16 protein-coding genes are annotated in these 15857 nt (G+C 46.4%); 14 read left to right on the top strand and 2 right to left on the bottom strand.

The features are described 5' to 3' along the window. The 9 genes from BTA51_RS30485 to BTA51_RS11155 all read left to right on the top strand — a co-directional run. The coding region (locus BTA51_RS30485) for an RHS repeat-associated core domain-containing protein (protein ID WP_210404814.1) at nt 1-659 on the top strand (659 nt) is incomplete at its 5' end. Between the two features lie 4 nt (nt 660-663). Then, nucleotides 664-927, top strand: a complete 264-nt coding sequence (locus BTA51_RS11185; protein WP_141215579.1) for a hypothetical protein — start codon at nt 664-666, stop codon at nt 925-927. Between the two features lie 76 nt (nt 928-1003). Beyond that, nucleotides 1004-1360 (top strand): hypothetical protein, encoded by a 357-nt coding sequence (locus BTA51_RS11180; RefSeq protein ID WP_094707528.1) that lies wholly within the window; start codon nt 1004-1006, stop codon nt 1358-1360. Between the two features lie 343 nt (nt 1361-1703). Then, entirely contained in the window at nt 1704-2078 is a 375-nt protein-coding gene (locus BTA51_RS29910; protein WP_141215578.1) for a hypothetical protein, read from the top strand. A gap of 172 nt (nt 2079-2250) precedes the next feature. After that, complete coding sequence (locus BTA51_RS11175) at nt 2251-2619, top strand: hypothetical protein (protein ID WP_094707527.1); 369 nt, start codon at nt 2251-2253, stop codon at nt 2617-2619. Nucleotides 2620-2743: 124 nt separating this feature from the next. Next, complete coding sequence (locus BTA51_RS11170; protein WP_094707526.1) at nt 2744-2959, top strand: hypothetical protein; 216 nt, start codon at nt 2744-2746, stop codon at nt 2957-2959. A gap of 264 nt (nt 2960-3223) precedes the next feature. Then, nucleotides 3224-3457 (top strand): hypothetical protein, encoded by a 234-nt coding sequence (locus tag BTA51_RS11165; RefSeq protein ID WP_141215577.1) that lies wholly within the window; start codon nt 3224-3226, stop codon nt 3455-3457. A gap of 64 nt (nt 3458-3521) precedes the next feature. Next, nucleotides 3522-3908, top strand: coding sequence for a VOC family protein (locus BTA51_RS11160; RefSeq protein WP_094707524.1), 387 nt, complete (start codon nt 3522-3524; stop codon nt 3906-3908). Between the two features lie 291 nt (nt 3909-4199). Further along, nucleotides 4200-4508 carry a hypothetical protein gene (locus BTA51_RS11155; protein ID WP_141215576.1) on the top strand — a complete coding sequence of 103 codons (309 nt, stop codon included), beginning with the start codon at nt 4200-4202 and terminating at the stop codon, nt 4506-4508. A gap of 68 nt (nt 4509-4576) precedes the next feature. Here the strand turns inward: BTA51_RS11155 and BTA51_RS11150 are convergent, their stop codons facing one another. Further along, nucleotides 4577-4777: a DUF6316 family protein gene (locus BTA51_RS11150; protein ID WP_094707522.1), complete on the bottom strand. Its 201-nt coding sequence runs from the start codon at nt 4775-4777 to the stop codon at nt 4577-4579. 663 nt (nt 4778-5440) lie between these two features. Here BTA51_RS11150 and BTA51_RS11145 point away from each other — a divergent pair. The 5 genes from BTA51_RS11145 (at nt 5441) to BTA51_RS11120 (ending at nt 14063) form a co-directional block, all read left to right on the top strand. Continuing rightward, nucleotides 5441-6361 carry an ABC transporter substrate-binding protein gene (locus BTA51_RS11145; protein WP_094707521.1) on the top strand — a complete coding sequence of 307 codons (921 nt, stop codon included), beginning with the start codon at nt 5441-5443 and terminating at the stop codon, nt 6359-6361. A gap of 331 nt (nt 6362-6692) precedes the next feature. Then, nucleotides 6693-8477 carry an ABC transporter substrate-binding protein gene (locus tag BTA51_RS11135; RefSeq protein WP_210404813.1) on the top strand — a complete coding sequence of 595 codons (1785 nt, stop codon included), beginning with the start codon at nt 6693-6695 and terminating at the stop codon, nt 8475-8477. Nucleotides 8478-8658: 181 nt separating this feature from the next. Then, nucleotides 8659-10989 carry a methyl-accepting chemotaxis protein gene (locus BTA51_RS11130; RefSeq protein WP_094707518.1) on the top strand — a complete coding sequence of 777 codons (2331 nt, stop codon included), beginning with the start codon at nt 8659-8661 and terminating at the stop codon, nt 10987-10989. A gap of 38 nt (nt 10990-11027) precedes the next feature. Then, on the top strand, nt 11028-13043 hold the full coding sequence (tkt, locus tag BTA51_RS11125; RefSeq protein WP_094707517.1) for a transketolase: 2016 nt from the start codon (nt 11028-11030) through the stop codon (nt 13041-13043). Between the two features lie 132 nt (nt 13044-13175). After that, entirely contained in the window at nt 13176-14063 is an 888-nt protein-coding gene (locus tag BTA51_RS11120; RefSeq protein WP_094707516.1) for a helix-turn-helix domain-containing protein, read from the top strand. Here BTA51_RS11120 and BTA51_RS11115 read toward each other — a convergent pair. Then, on the bottom strand, nt 14060-15844 hold the full coding sequence (locus BTA51_RS11115; RefSeq protein WP_210404812.1) for a diguanylate cyclase: 1785 nt from the start codon (nt 15842-15844) through the stop codon (nt 14060-14062). The two genes, BTA51_RS11120 and BTA51_RS11115, sit on opposite strands and share 4 nt — an antisense overlap. Nucleotides 15845-15857: the final 13 nt, after the last annotated feature.

The following is a 15857-nucleotide window of genomic DNA, read 5'->3' as shown; positions in this document are numbered from 1 at the left end:
TCGAGAACAACCTACGGTTCCAGGGTCAGTATTTTGACGAAGAATCCGGATTACACTACAACCGCTTCCGCTACTATGATCCGGGATGTGGGCGGTTTATTAACCAGGATCCGATTGGGCTTCTGGGTGGCACGAACAATTATCAGTATGCCCCTAATCCCATAGCGTGGATTGATCCGTTTGGGTTGAGTTGTAAGGAATTATCTGAAATTAGAGAGATAGAGAAAGGCAAACGCCCACTCCCATCCGATTATCTATCTCAGTCATATATTGATGCACATTTGGCGCAGTTTGAAAATGGGGCGTCTCGGTATATGACTAAGTCTAATTTGGAAAAATATGGTCCTGGACAAAGAGATGGCACAGCCTTTGTCATGCCGTCTAGTGAAGCTGACGAGCTATTATTAACAACCAATGGTAATAAAAGAGCAATGGAGAAAGCTCTGGGGTTGCCAGACAACTTCCTGGAAACTAATGAGTTATATAGAGTTGATTTTCCTCAACCTAGTGAAAACGGTTTAAGAATGCCTTCTGGAAATGAAGCTGGCGCTAATGAATTTTGGTTGCCTGGAGGAAAACTGCCCGATGGTAACTCAGAAGCTATTGTCGATGTTAAAGGTGCTGTATTTACAAGTCATAAAGTGGATTTGGGAGATTGATCTTTTGAAATTTAAAGAACTTTTTTTTTCTAAGGAGAAGTTTTTCTCAGTAGGAATCGAAGAGGACAGCGGTGGATATTATCTCGCTATACCAGTTAGTAATAGCAGAGTAGATTATGAAGAATACTATAAGCTAGATCGTGATATTTTTGATTCACATAAGCACAATCTTGCTGAGTTAGAGTATATCGCAGAAGAGTGCCGAATGAGGAAGAGAGACAATGATTTATATATGGCACCAGGAGCTGACCGTGGTGTTCCGCTTTAAAAAAAATAGATGATGCCATAGAGTTCAAGAGACTGACGCCAGTTAAGCCTTCAAATAATGTGGAAATTTTATAGCTATGCCATATTTTCATCAGGGTAAGCGTAATCAACTTATCTGGGACGGCTTGGATATTGGTATAATTGAGAATGACTATAGTATTGGCTGCCCTCATTGTAAGAATTCAGTAACCTATCATGTTAGGGATATGACAGCCCCTAGAGGGCTTCCCTCAGATCTTTTGGTATATTTGCTTTCCAACAAAATAGTTCATGAAGAGGATATTGGGCTTGTAATTAAGAAAGGAATTCCAGCCTATGTTGTTAAGCAGGTTTGCAATGTGTGTGAAAATTATTTGTGGTTGGTTGTAGGTGTGAAAGAAGTACAGCCCCAGAGATATAATATATATTTTAGATCTGTCGTTTTTGAAAAGTAAGTCGGCTGCTTTTCGCTAAAACTGTCCTTTATATTGTCGTAGAATCTACTAAAGGTTTAAAAAGGCAAGGGATAAATGAGATGGAGATTGTTGCAAAAAGAGTTGGAATTATTGCGTATACCGGGTAGGAAACGAGTATATTATGTCGGTCCCTTTCGGCCATAGCTTTGTAGATTTCTCGAGAGCTTTTAAGGTGGAATTAGACAATCTTGACGAAGAATACCTGAGCAATAAGGCCGAAGAAATCAGAAATAATTACGAATACTTTAAAGAATTCGAAGTGCCTGACTCATGATTCGGTCTGAATATTGTTGAAGAGAGCCCAATCAGGTAATGAGAACGGATGATGTCTGATATATGTGGTGTAGTCGCTGATAAGAATAAAGGGACACTAACGTGGAAATGTCGAGACCAGAATATATCCATTAATCTAGATGGAATTGACCAAGCCGTAGCAGATGTAAAGCAGAATGTTGTGGTCGTTTTAACTGATGTTAGTACTTTACCTGAAATCCTGTTGGTTTTTTCATGTGATGGGAAAAAGCTTGCCAGTTTCTCTCCACCAGATGGATTCCAGTTTTACTATTTAAGTGAGCATCCAGAATTAGGTGCCTCTGTTGTATGTGTCTCATCAAATTCTATTGATGGTTGGCACGATTGGCATTTTGGTTTGGATTTGAAGGGGCATAGTCTTTTTAGGCATTGCCCATCATATTGATGGAAGATATAGATCAATAAATGGGATGCCATGTAAATTCACCGGAGAGGAGGGGCAAAATTCTGTGTTACCAGCGTCATGATGAGCTGAATCGCCTCAGATGATGCAGATCGTGGCCTGATAATGGAAATGCTTTAAAGAACTCAAAGCTGCCACAGAAGCAGGTGAATACATGAATATCGATACATCCGTTGGAAAGAAAACAACCACTTTGAGATGGCAGTATTTGGGTGAGAAGGTCTCTGTCAGATTTCCAGGGAGAGTTGAAGCAGAGTACTCTGAGTCAAAAGATATAGTGGTCACTGTTAGTACAGATGGTTTGATACGCCTTCTGCGGGCTGATGGAAGTCTGTTATCGGTGTTTTCTTATGGTAATTCCGAGGGTTGTAAATTTTATGTTTTGACAAAGAGCGCTTTGACTGGTTTAGGTGTGACTATTGTTATGGCGCATGATCCTGAGCATAAAGGTGAAAGATTCTGGCAGCATGAAATAAATGTTGAAGATAGAACTGTTAGTGGTCCTATAGATAAGTGGCGATAGATTGATGGGGGCGCTGGAAGTAAGTTACCTAAGGGAGAAGACAAGGCAGTTATTTCTGCGAAGAATCTATATAGAAAGGATCATATTGTTACAGACCTAAAGAATGGAAAAAGGCTGAACTGAGATGGAGATTATTGCAAGAAATAATTGGACTTATTGCGTATATCGAGCAGGTGATGAGTATATTATGTCGATCCCGTTCGGCCATAGCTTTGTGGATTTTTCTAGAGCTTTTAAAGTGGAATTAGATAATCTTGATGATGAATACTTGAGTAACAAGGCAGAAGAAATCAAAAAGAATTATGATTACTTTAAAAAGTTTGAAGTGCCTGATCCGTGATTGGGAAGCGTACAGTCGTGAATAACAGAAGCATTTCTTACGTTTCACATCGTGTGATCCTCACACTCGAGACCTCAACTGTTGACTACTTCGAACATCACTTTGCCCTTCAGTCCTCCAGGTTTTCATATGGTGCATTCACATGTGGCGGGAAGCCTTACAAAAGGGCATCTGATGCATTATTAGAGAGTATTCCGGGTCTGACCAAGCTAAGGAAAATCGTCGATACTCCTTTGCACTAAAAGTAGAAAAGAATCAGATACAGTGAAAATGTTTAATGTTGTAAACAATGATCTGGAACGTTCTAAACATAAGCAGCCTGCTGTTATTCAAAGGGATGAGGATGGAAAAAGCTACCTTGAAATTTATGAAGCAGATGGTTATTTGCTTTTTTATAGAATTAGCATGGGGCTTAAGTCGAACACAGAAAATCAGTCAGAGCTTCCTATTGAAGCTTTGAGTTGGATAAAAGGCACCATAAATTTGGAAAACTTCTGAAGGTGCCCCCATGAGTCAGCATACTAAGTCAATGTGTAGATGAAAAGAAGCTGGATTAATATAAATGTTTGTTGTTTTTTTACCTTCGCAAAAAATAGATGAATCAGAAAACTTCTATGAAAATATCATGGGGTTTTATGATGATGTGCATGGTTATAGACTCAATATAAAGGGCTATGAGAATATATGTATTCGTCCACAGATTGGTGGTGATAAATATCCTGCAGGGCATTGCTATTTTCGTTATGAAATAGAGTCTAATTTTCTAACGTATTGTAAAAATCTCATGGATAAGGGCGTTGAGTTCAGAATCATTGCAATGACTCCTGGCGGTTATGGTGGCATTGTTATTGACCCTGATGGCAATGAGTTCATTGTTGAATGTCCAGAATTTGAAGACGATGATTCATCAATAAACCCTAATAATTGGGAATGCTATAGGCGTTATTAAGCAGGTCTAATTAATTGCGTCTAGACGTAGTTTTTAAATGAATATAGCGGAATAAACGGGATCGCGTCCTACACTTTACATCCTACTAGCCTGAATCTCTGACCTATAAAAGAAAAAGCATTGAAAGCAACTTGGTCTCGCCAGAAGCCCCGGCCCTCCGCTCTTGGCTTCGTTGTACTGCGTAGTGAGGTGTTAGGAAGGGGAAACTCAAGAATCTGAAGTGAAGGCCCAAGGGCAGACCTATCATGATTCCCAGATGGAAGTATGCAACCATAAGAGTGAATGAGCATTATGACATTAAAACAAAAGATTGATGGAATAATTCGGAATATTAATGTTCTTCATAAAGAAGATCCCAAAATTTATGAATATTGGGATCAATTGACTGAATGCTTAATCGAGGATAGGAATGAAACTTTAAGTTTCATTAAAGCTATAGATAATGAAGAGGTAGCTGAGGATCTAAGCACTGTATTTGATGATGTAGCATTAACGTTACAAGATGAAAGATTTATCGCAGCAATTGAAGAGTTGAGTGATAAATTTCCGGAAGCAAACTTATCACATATGGTTAATGCAGCTAAAAATAATATTAATTAGCCAAGTGGACTTCGGTGCACAAAAATAGTTGAAGAATTACCATCTGAGCATTGACTTTAGAAGAACCATCACAGGCCTTCCGCTTCACCCTGCATATATTCCAAATAGGCATCCAATCCTGCGAGGGCTTTTTCCTGATTAGGGTAGGGGCCGATCGAAAGGTTTTCCCGGGTAGTATAGAACCACTCGCCATCTTCGACATAAAAGCGGTCTGATCGATTAGCGGGGATGTGTCGTGGGGCGTCGCTACTGCGTGACGTCTTCGTCATTGTCTACTCCATTAGGGAACTGCTTCAAGACTGGAGCCGCAATTATAGGGATCGTTTGTAAGGTGATATATAGTCCATTTTATATATATTTTTGTGAGACATGTCACACAAATTGAGGGTAGAGAACTATCAGATTCTCGAAAAAATGAGCAATAGCAAACGTTTACATTAGAGCTTTTGATGATTGCCTGGACTATTTCTCAAATGTGATGAAGTTTGCAAAATGAAGTGAATTATTGGCGTGGATTGGGATCAATTTGTCGATTCCGATTGTCGAACCAGGTGAATTGAGTCGGGACTAAATGTAATTTTTTATTTCTTGTAAGTATATCTACCTAACTGGAAAACTCATCTATATCTTTGAAAAAAAGACGATTTTTCAATATTTCTGAATACACACTCTTCGTTCTCCGGGAATTTTTAAGGTTGCAATACCAAAACTCCGGTGCTAAAACTTAAAAATACAGCACTTGCTGGCATGAGCGGTTGTCGAAATGTCAACGTTTGCATTACGAGATGCAAGCAGAAGTGATGAAAGTCTGGCTGTCCTTAATGGATATCAGGCGAGCCCGAGGTGTTCGGGTTTTTTGATGGATTGAAATGTAAACGTCAACATTTCTGGCATCGGGTGTTTAACCTCTAAAAATAACAAAGGGTAAAGCTATGTTTGCCTTTAAAAACAAAGTCCTTTCTGTCGTTAGCGGCGTTGCGCTTACTCTAGGTCTGGTCGGATCTGCTCAGGCTGAAAAAATTAAAATCGGTATGTCTTTTCAGGAACTTAACAATGCTTATTTCGTCACCATGAAAGAAGCATTGGAGAGTGCTGCCAATTCCATGGGAGCTGAAGTGATTATTACCGATGCCCGCCATGATGTTTCCAAACAAATCAGTGATGTGGAAGACATGTTGCAACGCGGTGTGGATATTCTGCTGCTGAACCCCACAGACTCCGTCGGTATACAGTCCGCCGTGATGACCGCCCATGAAGCCGGTGTCATCACTGTTGCTGTGGATGCCCAGGCAGAAGGTCCGCTGGATTCATTCGTCGGCTCCAAAAATTATGATGCAGGTTATATGGCCGGGAAATACCTGGCTGAGCAGCTTGGAGGAAAAGGTGAGGTCGCCATACTCGACGGTATCCCCGTAGTGCCCATTCTGGAACGAGTGAGAGGGTTCAATGATGCCATAAAGGAGTTTCCGAATATCAAGATTGTCGGCAAGCAGAATGGGAGGCAGGAACGCGATATGGCGATGAATGTTACCGAGAATATGCTGCAGGCCAATCCTGGTCTGGATGGAATATTCAGCGTCAACGACACCGGAGCGCTTGGTGCCTTGACTGCCATTGAAGCCAGTGGACAGGATGTGAAACTGGTGAGTGTGGATGGACACCCTGAAGCGATCAAAGCGCTGTTGAAACCGGGATCCAAGTTTATTGCTACGTCTGCCCAATACCCTCGTGATCAGGTACGTCTGGGCCTGGCAATTGCTCTTGCTAAATACTGGGGAGCCAAGGTGCCGGACACCGTACCGGTAGACGTTAAGCTGATCGATAAAAGCAATGCTGCCGGATTCAGTTGGTAGGCCGATTATCTGGTACGGGTTGCGATACTGCCGGTCATTATTGCAGTACTGATATGAGGAGGCTGCGTATTCTCTAACGGGTGTGATTCATCTGCCTGTTGAGATCGAGCCTCCGCCACGCACCTTCGTCGCTATAGAAAATCGCCTGAATGGTGAAAACCGATTTGATTTAAAACCGTCATCTTTAATCTCACAGAGACTTCTTGCCGTTCCTGGTACCCAGGAGCTACGGATTCGCTTGTCCTGCGCAAAGGAATGAACCGTGTAGCGAATAAAGGAATGAGCATAGAAACGAGGAGTTGAGGTTACCGAGGCATATGTGGTGAAAACGATGATTTCAAAAAGAACAACAAGAATCCCCGTAATAATCTCAGCAATTGCTCTGACAACGGCGTCTGTCGTCAGCAACACAATGGCATGGGCTTCCTCGTCAGATAAGGTCAGCCCGGAAAAAAGAGCAATTATCGAGCAGTGGATTGATAAGGAGTTTTCCGATTCATCCATTACTCGACCGGAGCAGATCGAAGAACTCAGCTGGTTTGCCCGAACTGCAGAACCCTACCGGGGTATGCAGCTGAATATTTTGTCTGAACCTATTACAACCCATCGATATGAATCCCAGGTGTTAGCCAAGGCCTTTGAAGAAATAACAGGAATTAAGGTAAACCACGAACTTCTACCCGAAGGAGAGGTGGTTCAAAAGCTTTGGATACAATTTATTTCGGATCAACACAGGTACGATGCTTTTATCAACGATTCCGACAATATTGGCACACATTCAAGGTCTGGGAAGGTTCTGGCCCTGGATGATTATATGAAAGGTGAGGGTCGGGACGTCACATTGCCGACACTGGATATAAGCGATTTTATAGGGATGAGTTTCGTGACTGGCCTGGACGGAAAGGTATATCAACTGCCGGATCAACAGTTCGCTAACCTTTACTGGTTCCGGTACGACTGGTTCCAGCGTCCAGACTTAAAGAAGCGGTTTCGCGAGATCTATGGATATGAGTTGGGCGTGCCGGTCAACTGGTCAGCCTACGAAGATATTGCTGACTTCTTTACCAATCATGTGAAGAAGCTCGATGGTCATCGTGTCTATGGGCACATGGACTACGGAAAGCGTCATCCGTCTCTTGGTTGGCGCTTCACGGATGCCTGGTTTTCTATGGCGGGCATGGGGGATCGGGGGTTTCCAAACGGTCGGCCGGTTGACGAATGGGGCATTCGGATTGACGGTTGTAACCCGGTGGGCTCCAGTGTAGCCCGCGGGGGAGCTACCAACAGCCCGGCATCTGTTTATGCTCTGGATAAATATATTTCCTGGTTAAAGAAGTATGCGCCGCCCGGGGCGATCAGTATGAACCAGGACGAGGCGGTAGCCTACCACACCAACGGGAATGACATTGCCCAACAGATATTCTGGTATGCAGTGTATACCGCCGACATGACCAAACCCGGGCTGGCATTCGTCAATGAAGACGGGACACCGAAATGGCGAGTTGCGCCGTCTCCCCATGGTGCATATTGGAGCGAGGGGATGAAGCTCGGCTATCAGGATGTTGGAGCCTGGACGATCCCGAAGAATATGACCATTTCCCGCCAGAAAGCCGCCTGGCTATATGCCCAGTTCACCGTTGCCAAAACCGTTTCTCTTCGTAAAACCCTGGTAGGCCTGACGCCCATTCGGGAGTCTGATCTCAAGTCTCCTGCGATGCAGAGATTAGCGCCGAAATTAGGTGGCCTGGTGGAGTTTTACCTGAGTCCTGCACGGAAGGCGTGGACACCCACCGGTCCGAATGTTCCTGACTATCCCAAGCTGGCTAATTATTGGTGGCAGACCATCGCAGAGGCCGTCACAGGTGAAGCGTCTCCCAAGCAGGCGCTGGATCATCTGGCAGAAAAGCAGGACAGGGCGTTGGCCGTCATTCAACGTAAATCCGAGCTGTTGAAGTGCGGTCCACGAATCAGCAAGGCAAGTGAGGTCAAGGGAGAGCAGTACTGGCTGCAACAGCCGGGAGCGCCCAAACCCAGATTAAGTAATGAGAAGCCTAAAGGTATTACGGTGCCTTATGACAAGCTTCTTCAAGCGTGGAAAGAAGGCCGCATGATGTAACAGCGACGGTGGCCGCATAACACATGAGCTAAGTGGCCGCTGGCAGTATGAATTCGTCAGGAAACAAATAAATACAAATTAAAACGAGAAAAAGGGAGTTAGGGAGCTAAGGAGTACGCAGAGGCAAAGGTATGCAATGTCACACAAACATTAGGTCCAGCAACTGGGGGAGGTATACCCAATGAAGATTGCATCCAAGGTGATTACCAGTGTGGTAACCGTTGCCACCTTAGCCGCATTCAGCACGGCAATAATTTTGAACATGTATGCATCGAAAGCGATGGAGGATTCATTACTTACAGCACGTAGTGACCAGATGGTGTCACTACGCAATGTGACCAAACAATCCTTAAATCAATATTTCAGTTCCCTGGAAAATCAGATCATTAACATGGCGCAGGCCAAGATCCTGACAGATGCCACCCAGTTGTTTTCTTCTTCCTTCAAGGCTTATTCGTTCTTTGTGGGACGAAAAGACCGGGACAGCCAGATCGAAGGGTTGAAGAAGTACTACCGGGATCAGGTCTCAACAGAGTATCGGAACCTGAACCCCGGAAGTACATTCAGTCCTGAGCGATTGGTTGACGGAATGACCGAGTTTGCAGTGGCCCTGCAGTCTGAATATATCGCTGCAAACCCCAATAAGAGCAGCCAGAAAGATGAACTTCTGGAGACACCGGATAAAACCTCATACACCAGAACCCATAAGAAATTCCATCCTTACTTCAAAGAGTTTCTGGATCGATTTGAGTTGAAGGATTTCATTATCGTCGAAACCGGCGAAGGCCATGTGGTGTATTCAACAAAGAAATACCTGGATTTTGCGACCTCGCTGAAGACCGGGCCGTATGCGAATTCTCCCTTGGCAAGTGCCTTTACACAGGCCGCCGAACTTGCTGCTGGAGAGTTCGCTTTCGTCGATTTCCAGACTTATCCGGCCACTTATGGGGCTCCTGTTGCCTTCCTGGCAACACCGGTGTTTAACGAGAGTAATGAGCGTAGTGCGGTCCTGATATTTGAACTTTCCTCGCAGAAAATTACTTCATTGGTGACCTACGGATCCGGATGGCAGAAATCAGGATTGGGAGCCACCGGCGAAACCTACCTGGTGGGAGAAGATTATAAACCCAGAAGCGCCAGCCGATTGCTTTTGGAAGACCCTGAAAAGTTTTCTGCAACGCTTGCTGATCAGGGGGTGGATGAAAACACACTGAAAAAAATGCAGACGCTGAAAACCAATGCAGCCATGCATCAAATAAAAACCAACCCTGTCACGGAAGCTCTTGAAGGTCAGTCGGGAACCACCGTGGCTGAAAACTATCTGGGCCAGTTGGTGCTGAGTGCTTTTGAGCCTATTGAGGTATTTGGAAAGCGCTGGTTACTCCTGAACGAAATCACCATGGAAGAGACGGTTGCGGAAATTACCACCCTTAAGCAGAACATTCTCATCTACTCGGTGCTGACAGTGGCCATAGTGATTCTGATTGGCTGTGTCGTGGGCTATTTCCTCAGCCGCTCGATAGTTCGTCCTATTCGGGAAACCAGCCGTTCCCTGAAAGAGATTGCCATGGGTGACGGTGATCTGACGAAGCGCCTCGATGCAGATAGAAAAGATGAATTAGGTGAGCTCGGAACGGAATTCAACAGCTTTGTTGGCCGTATTCATGGGCTGGTATCTGATATCACAAAATCGGCTGAGTCCCTGGCGACGTCTGTGGCGAGTATGGCGAAGATCTCCGAAGACGGCAGTGCGGCGGTGACCACCCAGCAACATGAGACCGAAATGGTAGCGACGGCCATTAATGAAATGTCGGCAGCTGCTCAGGAAATTGCCGGTAATGCACTGCAGGCCGCGGAGGCTGCACAAAGGGCTGATGAATCTGGTGTGAAGGTGCAGGAAACCGTTAAGGACGCGCTGGATTCGATTGAAGGTCTTTCGCGGGAGATTGATGAAGCGGCAGAGGTCATCACTGAACTGGAAGGACATGTCGTCGACATCGTTTCGATTCTGGATGTGATCAGGGGAATTGCCGAGCAGACCAATCTGCTGGCTCTAAATGCTGCGATTGAAGCCGCCCGAGCAGGAGAGGCGGGCAGGGGATTTGCGGTGGTGGCAGATGAGGTCCGGGCGCTTGCCGGTAAAACCCAGGACAGTACTCACGAGATCCAGGACATGATTGAAAGATTACAGTCCGGCTCGACCAAGGCAGTAGAGGTCATGCAGGCGAGTAAGCAAAGTGGAACGAAATCGGCGGATTCTGCCCGTTTGGCAGGCGAGTCGATTCTTTCTGTCGCAGAGGCGGTGTCGGTGATCAGCAATATGAATACCCAGATAGCCAGTGCGTCCGAAGAACAGACCGCGGTAACAGAAAGTATTAACAAAAGCGTTGTATCCATTTCTGAGTCAGGCGAGCTGACCATGAATGGAGTCAATAATATCGCCAGTACGAGTAGTGACCTGAATGAATTGTCTACCACCCTGCGGGGGCTGGTCAGTCAGTTTCAAGTGTGAAGTACGTTGGACCAACAATCCTTAGAAGGAAAAAAAAGATGAATAGTTTGAGTGAAACCAGAGTCTCAAGGAAAGAGCTCGCTGACGCAGTCCGTATGCTGAGTATCGATGCAGTAGAAGCGGCCGGATCAGGGCATCCGGGCGCTCCTATGGGCATGGCGGATATTGCCGAGGTACTGTGGCGAGGCCACTTAAAGCATAATCCGAAGAATCCCCATTGGCCGGATCGGGACAGATTTGTCCTGTCGAATGGTCATGCTTCCATGCTGTTATACAGCCTTCTTCACCTGAGTGGTTACGATCTGCCGATCGATGAACTTAAGCGCTTTCGTCAACTGGATTCCAAAACACCGGGCCATCCTGAATACAGACATACTCCCGGAGTGGAAACAACTACAGGCCCTTTGGGGCAGGGCTTTGCCAACGCGGTGGGGTTTGCTTTGGCAGAAAAGATACTGGCCGCCCAGTTCAACCGGGGTGACCACAGCATAGTGGATCACAGAACCTATGTGTTCCTTGGAGATGGCTGCATGATGGAAGGTATTTCCCATGAAGCGGCGTCATTGGCAGGGACCCATCAACTAGGGAAGCTGATTGCTTTCTACGATGATAACCAGATTTCCATTGATGGTGACGTATCCGGTTGGTTCTCAGATGACACTCCCGCCCGGTTCCGTGCCTATGGTTGGCATGTAATTGAGTCGGTGGATGGGCACGATAGTGGTGAAATCCATCGGGCAATATTAGAGGCAAAGAATGATACATCCAAGCCCAGTCTGATTTGCTGCAAAACTCGGATTGGATTTGGATCGCCGAACAAAGCCGGTTCTCATCAATGTCACGGTGCTCCTCTGGGGGTTGAGGAAACCGCCGAAGTCCGGCGTGAATTGAACTGGCCTCACCCGGCGTTCGCTATTCCTGATGAAATCTATCAGGAATGGGATGCAACGGACCGGGGCGAGTTGGCGGAGTCTGAGTGGAGCAGCCATTTCCATAAATACGAAAAGGAGTTTCCGGAACTCGCGGCTGAGTTCATTCGAAGAACCAGGGGAGAGCTTCCCATTGGGTGGGAGGACGCGAAGAAGCGTTATCTGGCAACCTTTGCTGAGACTGACAAAGCCATCGCCACTCGAAAATGTTCGCAGAATGTCTTGGATATGATGGCAGACGGCCTTCCTGAGCTGCTTGGTGGTTCTGCCGATCTGACGCCTTCTAATCTGACGGACTGGAAAACCTCCCAATCGATAGAGCTTGTGTCGCCTGGTGGAAACTATATGCACTATGGTGTTCGTGAGTTTGGTATGGCGGCTGTCATGAACGGTATTGCTCTGCACTCAGGCTTTATCCCGTTTGGCGGAACCTTCCTGATGTTCATGGAGTATTCCCGTAATGCCGTGCGCATGGCAGCCCTGATGGGCATCAGAACGCTGTTTGTTTATACCCATGACTCCATCGGTCTGGGAGAAGACGGACCTACCCATCAACCAATTGAGCAGACGGCCAGCCTGAGGCTGATTCCCAACTTTGAAACCTGGAGACCCTGCGATCAGGTAGAGACAGCTCAGGCATGGTTCTGTGCACTGGAAAGAAAAGACGGCCCCTCAGCCCTGGTGTTATCAAGGCAAGGGCTTGATCAGCAACCCAGAACAGCCAGCCAAATCGACAATATCAGCCGTGGAGGTTACGTATTGCGTGAGCTTGGTGAAAATCCCGAATTGATTCTGATTGCCACCGGCTCGGAAGTATCGCTGGCAGGACAGGTCGCCGAGCATATACATCGTGAAGGTCGCTCCGTCAGGTTGGTATCCATGCCTTGTCTGGAGCGGTTTCTGTCACAGGATGCCGAATATCAGGAAGCTGTGTTGCCGGCAGCAGTCTCACGGCGAGTGGCCATTGAGTGTGGTGAACCCACTAGCTGGTATCGGATTGTCGGATCTCAAGGAAAAGTGATCGGAATGAACCAGTTCGCCAAATCAGCTCCCGCCAATGAGCTGTTCAAGGCCTATGGATTCACTACCGAAAATATCCTTGAGGAGGTCAGAGACCTCTTTTAGCAGGGAGGTTCTGTTCTTTTTGACGGCAGGAGAGCCGTATTTGCAATGAAATCAGGGGATTCCATTGGTTAGCTTCGAATGGAACCCCTTTCAAATATCGCATCACTAAAATAATAACTGGCGGTGAAGATTATGGTGGCTTCTGGTCTGTTTTCTATCCAGGAAATAAACAGTCATGGAGAGAAAAAAGATACTTCTCTACCTGTAGAGCAGGTTTGCGAAGCTTCGTTCAACAGTTCCTTTGATGGTTTTGTCGGTTATCAGGGAGAACTGCATCACCGAATCGATATTCTGATCGCAGGGAGCGGGCAATTCAGGTTAGGGCAGAGAGAGGTCTCCATAAAAGCCGGAGAAATGCTCTGGAGCCTTAAGGGAAGTCATCCCAGCCTGGTGGATCTTGACCATTCCTCTCTGCTGATTCGTATTGATCTGCCAATTGTTCTGGCGATGGAGTTAAAGCTCTGTCGCTCTTTTGAGCTGGACCTGTTTTGTGGAAAGGTCTTTTCTCTGGCCGTTTGTAATGATCTGGAGCGTCAACAGCTCCTTCGTCAAACGGAAGAATTGAAGGCGAAAGACGAAGTGATGAAGGAAATTGCTTTGGAAGAGTTGAAGTTGCTGCTGAGGAGGCTGTCCCAGTATGCCTCCCGCCGACCTCACTTGGCTGATATGGAGCCCGTTCGGGAAAGAGGATGTTATCAGGTGTATAAAATGGTGCTTTTCATTTCAGATAATTTTCGCGAAGAGTTGTCTGTCGAGAAGATCGCCGGACACGTAGGATTGCACAAAAACTTTGCGATGAACCTATTCAAGAAGATCATGGGACAGTCGCTGCTGGAATTTACCACCAGCCTGAGAATTCGCTATGCGGAAAAGTTACTGCTGAATACTCAGGAAAATATTACTTCAATTGCCTATGCCAGTGGCTTTTCATCGCTAACGAGATTCTATGAGGTTTTCGGCAGGCACTTTGGAGACTCTCCCCAACGTTACAGGAAACGATGCTGGTATCAGGATCTTTAAATAGCCGTTTTATTAGGTGTCGAGTCAGGCGGATGATGATGTTCCACCACAATGTTACGGCCCTGATTCTTCGCCTCGTATAGTGCCCGGTCAGCATTTTTCAGCAGGTCGTCAATGGTGCTGTCTCCTTCTCTATGGGCGATGCCGATGCTGGAAGTGAAGTTGAACGTACCTTCCGGTGTCTTTAGACCTATTCGGGAAATATTACTGCGCAGACGCTCGGCGGTGTGAACGGCATTTTCTTTCGCTTCATTCAGTAGTAATCCGAACTCCTCGCCTCCCAGACGACCGAATATGTCGGTCTCCCTGATACTTTTCAGGATAGTGTGAGTGAATGAACGAAGCGCTTCATCGCCGACGCTATGCCCATGGGTATCGTTGATCGTTTTGAAGTGGTCAATATCAAACATGAGAAGGCTTAGAGGTTCGCGTTTGCGCTGGGCCAGTTTCATTCGCTTTTCCGATTCCATCAGAAAACTTCGGCGGTTGCAGATTCCCGTCAGAGGATCAGTCCGTGCCTCTTCCTCGGCATATTGTTTGGCTTTCTCAAGTTCGCTGGTTCTCTCTCTGACCAGTTGTTCCAGCTCGGCTTTGGATTGCTCAAGGTGTAATCGGTATTTGGTTTCCGCTGCATCCTTCTGGTGCCGGAGTCGTCTGACTTTCACCCCCATGGCGGCCATGATGACGAGCATCTCTGAAAAAGATGCTACCGGTGGCCAGTAGTAATTAATGAAGTTGTGCTCCACGTATCCCATATCTCTCAGGGCTTGTACCACCAGGCCAAAAACCAGCAAACTCCAGGCAATGGCAAAGACGGCCGCTTCTTTGGACCCTTGGCGCCAACGGACAATCCCGACTACGGTCATCACCGGGTATAGCAGTAAGGCGAGTGTAATCGAGAGCAGGGCAAGCACTTTGATATCCAGCAACGCTGATATGGCAAGAATGAGGGTGTTGGACATCATGAACAGCAGCAGGTAGTCCAGTTTCGGCGTAAATTTCGTGGTTTGCAGGAATATTCGAGCAAACAGCAAGCCGCAGAAAATGGTAATGGCTGCGCTGATCGACATGTAACTCCAGTGGAAGTGCTCAGTGATCAGATACTGGTGGGTATAGCCGAGAACGGTCGACCACACGGTGATTTTTGAAAACGAATAGATGGAGTAGGCGTAAAAAGATTTTTCTCCACTGGCGATTGCCGCCACCAATGCAAATACTGACATTAAGAAGAATCCGCCGAAAAGAAAGGCGACGGCGCTGATTTCGAATGTATGATTGGCGCGAAAGTTAGTCGGCGTCCAGATTCGCATGCCTGGAAACAAAAATCCGACCTCATCGGAGCTGAATTTAACCAGATACTCCATGGTCTGCTCTGGTTTTAACTGCACTTCAAATACAAACCGGTTATGGGGAATAGGCCGTTGTTCGAATGGTGCACTCATAGAGAGGCGGGTCAGGAGAGCATAATTGTCTGATGCCTGGTCCTTATTGTAGGCATCCAATGCAATCAGTTGATGGTCAACATACTCCAGATACAGTACCAGAGGTTGGCTGGTCACGTTTTTCAAGGAAAAGTGAGACCAGTACGCTCCTGGTTTTAATCCCGTTGAGCCGGCGCTGTGCAGAGAGATGAATTGCCCTTCCCGGTGACTCCTGAAAACCTCCTCTAGAGACAGTTTATTCTGCGCATCGTGGAATACTTCGGCTTGTCCTGTCAGCTGTTGGCCATTTTCATGGTTATCGACCAGTAGAGGTGGTTGGCCCAGTGCAGATGTCGACAAGAGGAATAGCAGT

This window comes from Hahella sp. CCB-MM4 (assembly GCF_002260525.1).
In the GTDB taxonomy this organism is placed as follows: domain Bacteria; phylum Pseudomonadota; class Gammaproteobacteria; order Pseudomonadales; family Oleiphilaceae; genus Hahella.
The sequence above is the reverse complement of the archived record's forward strand: the minus strand, read 5'-3'. Positions and strand labels throughout refer to the sequence as shown.

Coding starts and splice junctions, on each gene's coding strand:
- BTA51_RS11180 (WP_094707528.1), top strand. CDS start 1,004: ATGCCATATTTTCATCAGGGTAAGCGTAATCAACTTATCTGGGACGGC.
- BTA51_RS11155 (WP_141215576.1), top strand. CDS start 4,200: ATGACATTAAAACAAAAGATTGATGGAATAATTCGGAATATTAATGTT.
- BTA51_RS11150 (WP_094707522.1), bottom strand. CDS start 4,777: ATGACGAAGACGTCACGCAGTAGCGACGCCCCACGACACATCCCCGCT.
- BTA51_RS11170 (WP_094707526.1), top strand. CDS start 2,744: ATGGAGATTATTGCAAGAAATAATTGGACTTATTGCGTATATCGAGCA.
- BTA51_RS11145 (WP_094707521.1), top strand. CDS start 5,441: ATGTTTGCCTTTAAAAACAAAGTCCTTTCTGTCGTTAGCGGCGTTGCG.
- BTA51_RS11130 (WP_094707518.1), top strand. CDS start 8,659: ATGAAGATTGCATCCAAGGTGATTACCAGTGTGGTAACCGTTGCCACC.
- BTA51_RS11135 (WP_210404813.1), top strand. CDS start 6,693: ATGATTTCAAAAAGAACAACAAGAATCCCCGTAATAATCTCAGCAATT.
- tkt (WP_094707517.1), top strand. CDS start 11,028: ATGAATAGTTTGAGTGAAACCAGAGTCTCAAGGAAAGAGCTCGCTGAC.
- BTA51_RS29910 (WP_141215578.1), top strand. CDS start 1,704: ATGATGTCTGATATATGTGGTGTAGTCGCTGATAAGAATAAAGGGACA.
- BTA51_RS11160 (WP_094707524.1), top strand. CDS start 3,522: ATGTTTGTTGTTTTTTTACCTTCGCAAAAAATAGATGAATCAGAAAAC.
- BTA51_RS11120 (WP_094707516.1), top strand. CDS start 13,176: ATGGTGGCTTCTGGTCTGTTTTCTATCCAGGAAATAAACAGTCATGGA.
- BTA51_RS11175 (WP_094707527.1), top strand. CDS start 2,251: ATGAATATCGATACATCCGTTGGAAAGAAAACAACCACTTTGAGATGG.